The 12,741-nt window shown below is 52.9% G+C and carries 10 protein-coding genes; 4 read left to right on the top strand and 6 right to left on the bottom strand.

Features of this window, described 5'->3' with window-relative positions; all coding sequences use genetic code 11:
- Window positions 1-36 precede the first annotated feature (36 nt).
- The 5 genes from bamJ to BIT28_RS18875 form a co-directional block, all read right to left on the bottom strand.
- Window positions 37-510, bottom strand: a complete 474-nt coding sequence (bamJ, locus tag BIT28_RS18895) for a BamJ family beta-barrel-assembly machinery protein (protein WP_075766493.1) — start codon at window positions 508-510, stop codon at window positions 37-39.
- A 108-nt stretch (window positions 511-618) separates the two neighbouring features.
- The gene (locus tag BIT28_RS18890; protein WP_075766492.1) at window positions 619-1,203 is read right to left on the bottom strand and encodes a GNAT family N-acetyltransferase; all 585 of its coding nucleotides are present in this window, start codon (window positions 1,201-1,203) and stop codon (window positions 619-621) included.
- Between the two features lie 178 nt (window positions 1,204-1,381).
- Window positions 1,382-2,224: a peptidoglycan binding protein CsiV gene (locus BIT28_RS18885; protein WP_075766583.1), complete on the bottom strand. Its 843-nt coding sequence runs from the start codon at window positions 2,222-2,224 to the stop codon at window positions 1,382-1,384.
- A 29-nt stretch (window positions 2,225-2,253) separates the two neighbouring features.
- Window positions 2,254-5,709, bottom strand: coding sequence for a transcription-repair coupling factor (gene mfd / locus BIT28_RS18880; RefSeq protein ID WP_075766491.1), 3,456 nt, complete (start codon window positions 5,707-5,709; stop codon window positions 2,254-2,256).
- 5 nt (window positions 5,710-5,714) lie between these two features.
- Window positions 5,715-6,287, bottom strand: coding sequence for a PilZ domain-containing protein (locus tag BIT28_RS18875; RefSeq protein WP_075766490.1), 573 nt, complete (start codon window positions 6,285-6,287; stop codon window positions 5,715-5,717).
- Window positions 6,288-6,476: 189 nt separating this feature from the next.
- On the opposite strand from BIT28_RS18875, the gene lolC reads away from it, so the two are divergent.
- The 3 genes from lolC to lolE are packed head-to-tail and all read left to right on the top strand — an operon-like array spanning window position 6,477 to window position 9,611.
- Window positions 6,477-7,685 (top strand): lipoprotein-releasing ABC transporter permease subunit LolC, encoded by a 1,209-nt coding sequence (gene lolC, locus BIT28_RS18870; RefSeq protein ID WP_075766489.1) that lies wholly within the window; start codon window positions 6,477-6,479, stop codon window positions 7,683-7,685.
- On the top strand, window positions 7,678-8,367 hold the full coding sequence (gene lolD, locus BIT28_RS18865; protein ID WP_075766488.1) for a lipoprotein-releasing ABC transporter ATP-binding protein LolD: 690 nt from the start codon (window positions 7,678-7,680) through the stop codon (window positions 8,365-8,367). The genes lolC and lolD overlap by 8 nt, the downstream gene beginning before the upstream one ends.
- Window positions 8,367-9,611 (top strand): lipoprotein-releasing ABC transporter permease subunit LolE, encoded by a 1,245-nt coding sequence (gene lolE / locus BIT28_RS18860; RefSeq protein WP_075766487.1) that lies wholly within the window; start codon window positions 8,367-8,369, stop codon window positions 9,609-9,611. The genes lolD and lolE overlap by 1 nt, the downstream gene beginning before the upstream one ends.
- A gap of 242 nt (window positions 9,612-9,853) precedes the next feature.
- On the opposite strand, the gene BIT28_RS18855 is transcribed toward lolE, so the two are convergent.
- Entirely contained in the window at window positions 9,854-10,363 is a 510-nt protein-coding gene (locus BIT28_RS18855) for a DUF2062 domain-containing protein (RefSeq protein ID WP_075766486.1), read from the bottom strand.
- A gap of 32 nt (window positions 10,364-10,395) precedes the next feature.
- Between BIT28_RS18855 and BIT28_RS18850 the strand changes: the two genes are divergently transcribed.
- Window positions 10,396-12,729: a DNA internalization-related competence protein ComEC/Rec2 gene (locus BIT28_RS18850; RefSeq protein ID WP_075766485.1), complete on the top strand. Its 2,334-nt coding sequence runs from the start codon at window positions 10,396-10,398 to the stop codon at window positions 12,727-12,729.
- Window positions 12,730-12,741: the final 12 nt, after the last annotated feature.

Genomic DNA, 12,741 nt, shown 5'->3' with positions numbered 1-12,741 from the left:
TTACTTCAAGACTTTTTATATGGTCAGGTAAATGCCTTAATTGATCTTGATGAGCTCGACATCAAAGATCAGTACCGAACCGGCCGGGATCGAGCCGACTGAGCGGTTGCCGTAGGCAAGCTCTGCGGGAATAAACAACCGGGTCTTTTCCCCTTCAACCATCAGCTGTAATCCTTCAGTCCAGCCTTTGATGACCTGGCCAAGGCCAAACTCGATAGTTTTGCCACGTTCGACCGAACTGTCAAATACGGTGCCGTCAATCAGCGTACCGTGGTAGTGAACGGTGACTTTGTCAGACGGTTTCGGGTGTACCGTGCCGGTACCTTCCTGAAGAACTAGATACTGTAGGCCGGACTCTGTGGCTTTCACGCCTTCCTGCTGTCCGTTTTCAGCCAGAAACTCCTGACCAATCTTGATGTTTTCTGCTGCTGATTGCTTATTGCTTTGAGAGCGTTGCATGAAGAAAATGACAAGGCCGATGATCGCAATAGTGATGATAATTTTAAACACGATAGTTACCCGCTCCTTAGCTTGAGGTCTGGCTCATAGTACCTTAACCGTATAATTCATACCAACTTTGTCCGTCTGCAGGCAGTGATCCCGCTCACTGTGAAAAGATTATGCTGTCGGAAAAAATGGTGTTGGCCTGGCAGGGCGCAAGTCTTGCGGGATCAGTGAAAATACCAACCCGTCGCAGGGTTTGCCCGCAGCAAAGATCCGGTTTCTGGCAGTACATTCGAATTTCGCGTTAATCGCCAGTGCCGTTCTTTGGCTGGCCAGATTGCCTGTATGGGTAACAATCTCCAACCGGGTCAGCCCCAAGGTACTGAACGCAAATTCACTGATAGCCTGACAGGCTTCGGTCGCAAACCCTTGACGATGGAAGGAACTCCGGATCCAGTAGCCGAGCTCCGCCGAGTTCAAGGCTATTGACACGTTATTGAGCGATACGCTACCGGCAAGCTGTCCGGAGTAATGGTCAAAAATCCCCACTTCATAACTGATATTGTTCCGCCAGTTATTTCTACTGGCATTGATCCACTCGTAGGCATCATGCTGGTCGTAGTCTGGCGTACACCAGCTTAGCCATGGGCTCAGCTCGGATACAGATGACCTGACTGCATCAATAAGTTCGTTAAGATCGACAATCTTGTAGGGGCGAAGCAAAAGTCGCGGCGTGGAGATGTCAAAATCGGTATTCATGGGGGGAAACTTTCCTTAGCTTACGTCCCTGAGGGAGATCTTGTGTCCAAGGTAAGCATAGGAAGGTAGCGGCATGTCGGCAACGGGTGGTGACTATATCTGTGAAATCTATTTACTTTTTGCGCCGATAAAAAGGCTGCCCACGGGCAGCCTTCTCGATGTCATCACGTTGGACGGGTTATTCTTCAATCCGGCGGATCTGAATGACCATGCCCATCAATGGGTGATCGAGGTAGTGGGTTTCGCCGCTGCGCATTTTTCGCTGTTGCTCAAAGCGGTAGGATTTCAGGAATTCCTCAACTTCCACTTTTTTCTTCACTTCCTGTAAGTGGCCTACCTGAACATTGCTGTCTTCGGCCAGGAGATCCGTTTCGAGGTCAATAGGCTCGGCACCGACAATCACCTCACGACGACCCGGCTCGCGCAAGTCCAGGCTGGTCTCGGTAAACAGATAGTGCTGAACGTACACGCGAATACTACCTTCCAGTTCATAAAGCGGTGGCTCGGGGGCAACTGTTGGCACTTCAGTCGTAGTAGGCATACCGTCTGTTGTCATCACCGTTTCGCTTTCGGCAACAGCAGGTAGCTCCGGTTGCGGGCTAGTCGTGGCCTCGCGGCTCAGGACGGCTTTCGAAGTACCGTCGGCAAGATATTGGGCCGAATAGTCCCGTCCGGCTGTCAGATGAAATTTCGGTGCCGCAGCTTTGCTCAAATCACCCTGGCGCCAGCCAAAATGGGCCAGAGGGGTGAAACCGGCATGGCCTTTGAGCTTGTCGTACTGTGGGATCAACTGAAACTGTTCTGGCAACATCAGGCTGATGTCCTTGTTGGCCAGCAGACTTTCATCGTCGAAAGACACAGTGCCTTTCATGTTGACGGGTTTCTGCTGATCCGGCCAGGCCTCACTGACTTGCGCCGGGTCGATATTGCGCTTGAACAGAATAACCTCAATATCAAATTGTCGCGCTGCCAGACTTGGCCAGCTAATGGCAATAAGCAGCAAATAAATCAGTTTTTTCAAGATAATACTCCGCACTATAGTGCCATCAATTATAGGGTGTTTTCCGAAAGCTTTGTTAAAAGCCCGTCAACATACTTAATTCGGTCTTTGCGATCGCTCATTGGTGCCATCACTTTCAGTTTAGTCGGGCCATCCATCCGGTAATGCTGCGGCTGTGACTGTAACAGATTGACCAGGAAGCCCGGGTTGATAGACGCGTTTTGGGCAAATTCCACATACCCGCCTTTCTCGCCAGCCTCGATACGGCGTACGCCCAAACCGGCTGCTTTCAGTTTAAGTTTGTTGACTGTCAGCAGGTTGGTGGTTGCATCCGGCAATAGGCCAAAGCGGTCTATTAGCTCGACTTTCAGCTCGTTCAGGGCGTTTTCGCTGTCGGCACTGGCAATACGTTTGTAGAGCGACAGACGGGTATTGATATCCGGGATATATTCGTCGGGCAGTAATGCCGGCAGTCTTAGTTCAATTTCAGTCTGCTGTTTTAGAAGATCATCCAGCGACGGCTCCTTGCCTTCTTTCAGAGCCTCGACAGCCTGTTCCAGCATTTCCATAAACAGGGTGAAGCCGACAGACTGGATTTGACCGCTCTGCTCGTCGCCCAGGAGCTCCCCGGCACCGCGAATTTCGAGATCATGGGTTGCCAGGGTAAAGCCGGCACCGAGATCTTCGAGTGACGAGATCGCCTCCAGGCGTTTGACCGCATCTTTGGTCATCCGTTTCGGGTGTGGTGTCAGCAGGTAGGCATAGGCCTGGTGGTGGGAACGTCCGACACGGCCGCGTAACTGGTGCAACTGGGCCAGACCAAGATGGTCGGCACGGTTAATCACTATGGTGTTGGCGGTCGGGACATCGATACCGGTTTCGATAATCGTGGTACAGACAAGCAGGTTGAAACGCTGGTGATAGAAATCACTCATGATTCTCTCAAGCTCGCGCTCGCGCATCTGCCCGTGGGCAAAGGTGATACGTGCCTCCGGGATCAGCTTGGCCAGATCTTCGGCCGTTTTTTCGATGGAGTCGACATCATTGTGAAGGAAGTAGACCTGCCCGCCACGCATGATTTCACGAAGAACGGCTTCACGAACCAGGATATCCTCGCGCTCGCGAACGAAGGTCTTGATAGCCAGACGGCGTGCCGGCGGAGTGGCGATAATCGACAGATCGCGCATTCCGCTCATCGCCATGTTCAGGGTTCGGGGGATCGGGGTGGCTGTTAGCGTCAGGATATCGACATCCGAACGAATTGCCTTGATTTTCTCTTTCTGGCGGACACCGAAACGGTGTTCTTCATCGACAATCAGTAATCCCAGATCCTGGTAGCTGACCGAGGTATTGAGCAGTTTGTGGGTACCGATCAAGATGTCGATTTTGCCCTCTGCAACATCGGCCAAGATCTGCTTCTGCTCTTTGGCCGTCTTGAAGCGGGATAATACTTCGACCCGTACCGGGGTATTGGCAAAACGGTCGCGGAAGTTCTCAAAATGCTGCTGTGCCAGCAGGGTGGTTGGTACCAGTACTGTAACCTGCTTGCTGTTATCAACGGCAACAAAGGCTGCTCGCATCGCCACTTCGGTTTTACCAAAGCCGACGTCACCGCAGACCAGACGGTCCATGGCTTTGGCCTGGCACATATCTGACAGCACGGCGTTGATGGCCAGTGCCTGGTCATGGGTTTCCTCGAACGGGAACCCTGTGCAGAAATCGGCATAGGCTTCACGGTCGAGTGTGAATTTAAAACCGGGCTTCATTTCGCGCTTGGCGTAGACGTCAAGCAGCTCGGCTGCCACATCGCGGACTTTTTCGGCTGCCTTCTTGCGCGCCTTGGCCCAGGTTTCTCCGCCCAGCTTGTGAATCGGCGCCGTTTCTTCTGCCCCGCCGGAGTAGCGGCTGATCAGGTGCAGCGAAGCAACTGGGACATACAGCTTGGCGCCGCCCTGGTATTCAAGTGTGACGTATTCGGTGGTGATCCCGCCGGCTTCCAGTGTCTGCAGACCCTGGTAGCGACCGATACCATGATCGAGATGAACGACGGGCTGGCCGATCTGGAGCTCGGCAAGGTTGCGAATAATCGTATCGGCGTTGACGGTTTTCTTATCCTCGCGTCGGCGACGTTGCACCACACGCTCGCCCAGCAAGTCGCTTTCGCAGATAAAGGCAATAGCGGGCTCGCTCAGGATAAAGCCTTGTTCTGCAGCGCCGATAACCAGCGAAAATTTACCCGGTGCATTGGCGGCCTCGTGGAGAGTGCTGCACACCATAGGGCGAAGCTTGATACGGGCCAGCAAATCGAGCAGGGCTTCTCGGCGGCCTTCGGAGGCCACGGAGAAAATAATCTTACCGTCATACTGCTCCGAGAAACGACGAAGCTCGGCAAGAGGCTCCTTGAGCTGGTGATTGATAGTCAGCGTCGGGACAGGTTGCAGTTGCGGGTTGTAGCGACCGGCCTTTTCCGGTTCGGCATCCGGGCGAATACGAACTTGCGGCAGGGTTTTAAAGCCGCTGAACATTTCGTCTTTGCCTAGCCAGAGTTCCTTCGGGCTGAGGAGTGGACGAAGGGGATCAACGCGGCGCTGTTCGAAGCGGTATTCGGCGTCCCCGAGGAATTGGTCTGCTGCCGGTTCCAGCTCGCCAATAGTGATCAGCAGGCTTGAGTCGGGCAGGTAGTCGAACAGGGTTTCGGTTTGCTCGAAAAACAACGGCTGCCAGTATTCGATGCCGGCCGGCCAGGTCCGCTTGCTCACCTGCTGATAGATAGATTCCGGCTCTCGGCGGGCTTCGAATCGTTCGCGCCAGCGCATGCGGAAGTTTTCTACCGCAATCTCATTGGTCGGGAATTCGTGGGCAGGCAAGAGGTGAATACTGTCCATTTCGCCTGTCGAGCGTTGGTTTTCCGGGTCAAACTGGCGAATCGAGTCGACTTCATCATCAAAAAAGTCAATACGGTACGGCTGGTTGCTTCCCATCGGGAAAAGATCCAGTAGGGAACCTCGGCTGGCATACTCGCCATGCTCCATGACCTGATCAACATGCCGGTAGCCAGAGGCCTCAAGCTGGAGGCGAAGCTTGTCCAGTGACAGCCGATCACCATTGCTAACCATCAATGCATGCTGGTGGATAAATTCACGCGGTGTCAGACGCTGCAACAGCGTACTGATAGGAACCAGGATGATCCCGTCACTTTGCGTCGGCAGCTTATACAGGCGTGACAAACGATCAGAAATGATGTCCTGATGTGGCGAAAAATTGTCGTAGGGCAGGGTTTCCCAATCCGGAAAGACGCTAACTTCTACGCCGGTAAACTGGGTTATTTCGGGCTGTAGGCGAAGGGCTGTCTGGGTATCAGGCACAACGGCCAGTACCGGCCCCTGGTGTAATTGAGCCAGTTCTGCAACAGATAAGGCCAGAGCTGCGCCTGATACGTTACCGATAAACCGGTTGTCCCCTTGCTTGGTCGGTAAAGGAAGGGAGAGTAGTTGATTCGATTTCATGTGCTTTACTGGGTATCTGTTCGCTGTTGGGCGCGCTGGCGCAATAGTTTTTGTTGAAAATAGAGAGCTGCGCGTATCAGCAAGTCCCGATCATCTTCCTGCAGGCGGTTGTATTTGAGTGTAATTTCAAACTTATTACCTTTTGCTGCACTGCCAGTGACTTTGGCATAGCAGTAGACGGCTGCAGATGGCTTGTCTAAAAATAGCTTAACCCGGGCGTTGCTGCCGACAGGAAAAGCACTGTTAGAGTAAAATGTGAGCTGACTGGCACCAAACGTTTCTGTGAGATGGCGGTGGGCCGGATTGTCTTGTTGTGACAACACGTAAGACAGCAGGAGGTTAATCTTGCTGTTCTGGGCCGTCAGGTAATCGAGCAGCGGCTTGCTGTCTTCCTTGGTTAGCTTTTGCAGTGACTGCTCAATGCCGTCCTCGAGGCCGGTACATTCGCTGGCGACACGAAACAGCGGCGGAATTTCATGGCTGAATGCTATCTCATCAGGAAGCTGTTCGTTGGGGGGAAGCAGCTCGACGTTGATGGTTAGCCCGGCACTGACCGAAAAATACTCGTCCTGATTCATGTCATACTCGTGATTAATTAACTATCCTTCGATTATCACTTACCCTTCGCTTTCGAGCAAGCGCGGCACTGTCACAGTGCCTATTTTACCCTCTGTTTTTACATTAGTTTTGCGCCTCCGGATGGTAATCACTTGCTGCAACGGGTATTCTTGCGGGCAGTTAATAACAGGATGGTTTCGACTTCGTTTATGTTTCATCCAGTCTCTTTCTTTATTGGCCTGCGCTACTTGCGAGGTCGTTCCGGGGACCGATTCAGCCGCTTTGTTTCCTATATGTCTACGGCGGGGATCACCATAGGTGTGCTGGCTCTGGTAACGGTGCTTTCGGTGATGAACGGTTTTGAACAGCAGCTCAAGGAACGGATCCTTGGCGTGATGCCCCAGGCACTGGTATCACAGCCCGGTGGTAAGGTTGCCTGGGAGAGTGAGCCGCCGGTTTCGCTCACCGGTTTGCCCCATGTGGGCATGGTCACGCCGCTAACCCGCAGTGAAACTGTTCTGCAAAGTGCCTCGTCATTATCGGCCGGCACGCTGCTGGGCGTTGACCCGGATGCCTTCGAGCCGGTCGGTTACTATGTCACTCAGGGGGATGTGGAGAGCCTTACCCCGGGTAGCTACCGCATTATTCTTGGTCAGTCTCTGGCCGGGCAGCTTGGCGTTGATGTTGGTGACAAGGTGCGCCTGATGGTTACCAGTGCCAGCCAGTATACGCCGCTCGGACGTATTCCCAGCCAGCGAAATTTTGTGGTTGAAGGCATGTTCAACACCGGCTCGGATGTCGATAAGCAACTGATCCTCACCAATATTGTCGATGCCGGTAAGTTGCTGCGCTATAAGCCCGGCGAAATTAGCGGCTGGCGCTTGTTTGTCGATGATCCGTTTGTTGTGACCGAGCTTGCCCAGTTACCGCTGGAAAATGGCTGGTTGTGGTCTGACTGGCGTGAACAGCGTGGTGAGTTATTTCAGGCCGTCAAGATGGAAAAGAATATGATGGGCCTAATGCTTGGCCTTATCATCGGGGTGGCGGCGTTTAATATTATCTCGGCGCTGATCATGGTGGTGATGGAGAAGCAGGCCGAGGTTGCTATTCTCAAAACCCAGGGGATGACAAGCCGTCAAATCCTGCTGGTGTTTATTGTTCAGGGTGCCAGCAGCGGCGTTATTGGTGCGCTCTCCGGTGGCCTGTTGGGTACGTTTTTGGCGTTCAACCTGAATTCCGTATTGTCTGTGCTGGGCGTCAAGCTACTTATGGTCGGTGGTTCACTGCCTGTGGTGGTTGAGCCTGTACAAATTTTCTTGGTTATTGTCGGCGCAATTGTATTGAGCCTGCTGGCAACTGTTTTTCCTTCTTATCGTGCAGCATCTGTTCGTCCTGCTGAGGCATTGCGTTATGAGTAATTCGTTATTGGTTTGTCATGGGTTGCGTAAGGTTTATCGCGAAGCTCAGCTTGAAACAGAGGTATTGAAAGATGTTGGCTTCGGTATCAATGCCGGTGAACTGGTCGGGATTGTAGGGGCTTCCGGCTCGGGGAAAAGTACTTTGCTGCACCTGTTGGGTGCATTGGATCAGCCGACGGCAGGGGATGTGTTTTTCAAAGGTCAGAAGCTCAATGCCATGAGCGCCAACAAGCAGGCAAAAATCCGTAATCAGGAAATTGGCTTTGTTTATCAGTTCCACCATTTGCTGGCTGATTTCAGTGCGGTTGAGAATGTGGCGATGCCGCTGCTTATCGGCGGTGTTCCGTCTGATAAGGCAAGATCCCAGGCAGAAAGTATGCTGGAACAGGTTGGCTTGCAGCACCGGCTGGAGCACCGTCCCTCTGAACTTAGCGGGGGCGAGCGTCAGCGTGTGGCAATTGCCCGGGCGATTGTTAACAATCCGGCCTTGGTATTGGCCGACGAGCCGACCGGTAATTTGGATCACAAGACGGCCATTGAAATTTATGAGCTGATGCGCAAGCTGAACAAAGAGTCGGGCACCGCTTTTCTGGTGGTTACCCATGATAACGAGTTGGCCGGTAAGCTGGATCGCTGTATGCACATGCAAGATGGCGAGCTGGAGAAGGTAGAGGTGGCGTAATGTTCAGACCGCTTTCTCTGTTTATCGGTAGCCGTTTTAGCCGGGCAAAACAACGTAACCGGATGGTGTCATTCATCTCGATTTCATCGACGCTGGGTATCGCTGTCGGCGTGGCGGTGATCATCATCGGCCTGTCGGCAATGAACGGGTTTGAGCGTGAGCTGCAAAACCGGGTGTTGTCGGTGATCCCGCACGGCGAACTTGAAGCGGTTAAGCCACCGTTTACCGAGTGGACCTCAGTGCTGGATACCGTGCAGGAGCATCCTCAGGTGACTGCCGCCGCACCCTATATTCGTTTTACTGCGCTGCTTGAAAAAGGCAGCAGCCTGAAGGCGGTGGAGGTACGTGGGGTCAATCCCGAGGAGGAGCGTAAGGTCAGTGCGATTCCGGACTATGTGAAGGACAATGCCTGGCAGTCGTTCTCGGCGGGTAAAAAACAGGTGATTTTGGGGCAGGGTGTCGCTGATAAGCTGGGTATTACCGAGGGCGACTGGATCACGGCAATGATCCCTAATCCCGATCCGGCGCTGAAGCTTAAGGCTCCGCACCGTATTCGGCTACAAGTGTCAGGCCTGCTGGCGCTGGGAGGTCAGATAGACCATAACTTTGCCCTGGTACCACTGGCAGATGCCCAGCAATATCTGTCGATGGGGGACGGAGTGTCCGGGATCTCGTTGAATGTCGAGAATGTACTGGATGCGCAAACCATAGTGCGTGAGGTCGGGTTTACCCTGCCGGTTTATGTCTACCTGAAGAGCTGGACCCAGAAATACGGCTATCTATACCGGGATATCCAGATGGTACGTACCATTATGTACCTGGTGATGGTGCTGGTGATTGGCGTGGCATGCTTCAATATTATTTCGACCCTGATGATGGCGGTAAAAGATCGCTCGGCAGATATTGCTATATTACGCACCATGGGGGCCAGCGACGGGCTGGTGAAGGCTATTTTTATCTGGCACGGTATTTTGTCGGGGGTTGTTGGCAGCCTGCTGGGGGCTATGCTGGGTTCATTGGTTGCAGTTAACCTGACATCGCTGATAAAGGGGCTAGAGAGTATAATTGGCCACCAGTTCCTTTCCGGAGATATCTACTTTGTTGATTTTCTCCCTACCGAGCTGGCCTGGCAGGATGTCGCGATAGTTTCGTTTACCGCGATTGTACTTAGCCTGCTGGCAACCTGGTACCCGGCAAGACGGGCTAGTGCCTTGCAGCCAGCTCAGGTGCTGAGTGCCAAGTAGCCAATATCAATATCTAAAACCAATACCCAAGATCAGTAGGCAGACACATGCTGGCAGAGCCGTTAAATTGTGAGAATGGCCTCGCGGCTTCCGCAGCAAATGTAGCTTGCACCGTCGATTGTTTGATAGCTGGTTCTCACACGGGTATTTAGTCATTGTATGTCATTGGCTAAACGTATAAAAAAACCTCGCTTAGGCGAGGTTTTTTTGTGTTCTGCAGTGGTGAACCTACGAGCAACATGTTAGCGAAAACGTCGTTTGTTCCAGCTTCGTACAACCGAATAGCGCCACAGTCCACGAATGCCCAGATAGCCCACAAGACCAAAAAATACCCCGCAGACGGCACAGCCGAGCAGGAAGGGAGGCCCGATTTGATTCATTTGGTGCAGCAAAAACTCCCACGAAAGTTCGAAGTGAAAAGGTTGGTGGGGAGTATTCATCAGCCAGGCCCCGATCTTATAGGCACCATAGAAAAGCACTGGCATGGTAACCGGGTTGCTTACCCAGACAAGGCAAACAGACAGGGGCAAGTTAACACTGAACAAGATGGCAAGGCCTGCAGCCATGATCATCTGGCTGGGGAGCGGAACAAATGCCATAAAGAGGCCCACGGCAAAGGCCCCGGAGGCCGACCGGCGGTTGAGACACCACAAATTGGGGTTGTAAAGCACATTACCGAAAATCTTGAGCGCTTTCTGGCGCTTGATTACGTCATGGCTTGGCAAGAAACGTCTAATTACTTGTCTTGGCATTTTTATTCGTTTGTAATTGTGGCAACACGGTTATGAACCAAGCCGTAGCCGGTATTGCGTTAGGAATTTTATCGCTTCATTTCTGGCCGTTAATACCAGATTACATATGGTTTATTACAGCCTTAATGATAGGTGGTGTAGTTTTATACCTTTCACGGCTCAGATTGTTGATCTGGGTCGTTATTGGCGCCTTTGTGGCGAAAATTGGAGCAACATTTTATGCAGATGCTGTCCGATTAATACCTAATGAGCGCGAGAATATTACCATAGTTGGTGAAGTTAGCAGCCTAATAAATCAAAATATCCCCGCCTCCAGATTTGATTTTACGCTTTCTTCGATAGGGCAGCACGAACTACCTGTATATAATCCGTTGCGAGTGAGGTTGGAGTGGCCGCGAACTGTCGAAATGAAGCAGGGCGAGCGCTGGGAGCTGGAAGTTAGGCTTCGTCGACCCTATGGCAGGGTCAACCATGCAGGGTTTGATGCCGAGCGTTATTTCCTAGGTAATCAACTGCATGGTAAAGGGACGGTACTCTCCGGTCGGAAGCTGCCGTCACCTATCCGCTCCGGCCCAGTACTCTCCGAAATAACTTCGCGTCAACGGCTGCTGGATCGAGTGGTGGCATTGACTGAAAATCTGACTAATCGGTCCTATTTGCTGGCACTTGGCTTTGGCTTTCGCGACGGACTGTCTGATAAAGACTGGCTTCTGCTACGAGACAGCGGCTTGTCGCATTTGATGGCGATTTCCGGCCTCCATATTGGCCTGGCTGTGGTGTGCGGATGGTGGCTCGGCAGCCAGATACGCGGTATTGGCCCCGAATGGGATTGCCTGCTTTGGCTACCGCTATGGCTGGGCCTGTTGTTTGCTCTGGGCTACGCTTGGCTAGCAGGATTTAGCCTGCCGACACAACGGGCACTGTTGATGAGCACCATGGTCATGGTGCTGATTCGATGCCGTGTGCACTGGCCCGGCTGGCAGATCCTGTTGTTAGCCCTTATGGTGTGCCTGATACTTAATCCGCTAGGCTCATATTCGGCTGGTCTTTGGTTGTCGTTTTCCGCTGTTTTCGTATTGTATATCGCCAGTGTCAGCGGGGTACGGGCTGACACCGGGGGCGAGGCTACCTGGCTGCGTAACTGGTCGAACAAACTGAAGCTGTTGGTGATGGTGCAGCTGGTCCTGATGGGCATGATGCTGCCGGTACAGTGGCTGTGGTTCGGGGGTGTATCTGTGGCAGCTGTCGTTGTCAATCTGTTCGCCGTTCCCTGGGTAAGCTTTCTGACCGTTCCTTTGGTGCTGGCGGCTATTGCCTCTTTGTGGCTGCCGTCATTGTCGGCTTGGCTATGGTGGTTGGCTGATCTGTCGTTGTTTCCTGTCCTAAGGCTGGCTGAGCTTGCCAGTGGTTCCTGGTGGCGTATCTCGGTGTATTGGCTGCCGTATTTATTTGGCGTTCTGGTTCTGGCTATATTGTTGTGGTTTCTGCCTGTCCGTACCTTTAAGGCGCTGTACGCTGGGGCTGCACTGGTGATTGTTAACTGGCACGGGGCTTTAGGACTGCTTGATCATGATGTTGAATCTAAGCCTGGCTGGCAGGTTGAGATGCTGGATGTTGGTCATGGTCTGGCGGTACTGATCCGGCGTGGTGAGTTTACCGTCCTCTACGATACCGGTAACCGCTGGGAGCAGGGGAGTGTTGTAACCGCGGTCATCGAGCCGGTCATGCTCGCAACAGGGAGGAACCGGCTTGATGGGCTTATCCTCAGCCATGCGGACAGCGATCATGCTGGCGGGCTGGTAGATGTTATAACAAGGCTAAAGCCCGGGTGGAAACGTAGCAGTGACAGGCGGGCTGGTTTTATGCCTTGCCTTCGCGGCGAACAGTGGCAATGGCTGCAATTGGATTTTCGTGTGCTCTGGCCCCCCAGACTGGTGGAGCGGGCTGCTAATCCGCATTCTTGTGTCATCGAAATCAGCGACAGGACATTGAGCCCTGACAATCCGACATCAGTTCTGCTGACCGGTGATATTGATGCTATTTCAGAGCTGCTGCTCGCCAATCTAGAACCTGGCCTCAATCCAGAGGTGCTTTTGGTTCCCCACCACGGCAGCAATTCCTCCTCGACGGCTACCTGGCTTGCCAAGATGACACCGGCTTATGCACTGGTTTCTGTGGCTCGCTATAGCCCGTGGCCGCTGCCCTCAGCCGCAGTCAGGCAACGCTATGTGGACAAAGGGGCGGTTTGGCTGTCAACAGCACGTAGCGGACAGGTGTCCGTCAGTATCTATAACGGCGATATTGATATTCTGCGTTATCGGCAAGAGGTAAAAAATAGCTGGTACCGGGCGCTGTTTAACGAGTAACTCGCTGATAAA

The organism is Photobacterium proteolyticum, assembly GCF_001939735.1.
GTDB lineage: Bacteria > Pseudomonadota > Gammaproteobacteria > Enterobacterales > Vibrionaceae > Photobacterium > Photobacterium proteolyticum.
This window is presented reverse-complemented; position numbering and strand designations above follow the sequence as displayed.

Excerpts from the sequence above, each read along its gene's own strand:
- BIT28_RS18890 (WP_075766492.1), bottom strand. The coding sequence starts at position 1,203 with ATGAATACCGATTTTGACATCTCCACGCCGCGACTTTTGCTTCGCCCC.
- mfd (WP_075766491.1), bottom strand. The coding sequence starts at position 5,709 with ATGAAATCGAATCAACTACTCTCCCTTCCTTTACCGACCAAGCAAGGG.
- BIT28_RS18875 (WP_075766490.1), bottom strand. The coding sequence starts at position 6,287 with ATGAATCAGGACGAGTATTTTTCGGTCAGTGCCGGGCTAACCATCAAC.
- lolC (WP_075766489.1), top strand. The coding sequence starts at position 6,477 with ATGTTTCATCCAGTCTCTTTCTTTATTGGCCTGCGCTACTTGCGAGGT.
- lolD (WP_075766488.1), top strand. The coding sequence starts at position 7,678 with ATGAGTAATTCGTTATTGGTTTGTCATGGGTTGCGTAAGGTTTATCGC.
- lolE (WP_075766487.1), top strand. The coding sequence starts at position 8,367 with ATGTTCAGACCGCTTTCTCTGTTTATCGGTAGCCGTTTTAGCCGGGCA.
- BIT28_RS18855 (WP_075766486.1), bottom strand. The coding sequence starts at position 10,363 with ATGCCAAGACAAGTAATTAGACGTTTCTTGCCAAGCCATGACGTAATC.
- BIT28_RS18850 (WP_075766485.1), top strand. The coding sequence starts at position 10,396 with ATGAACCAAGCCGTAGCCGGTATTGCGTTAGGAATTTTATCGCTTCAT.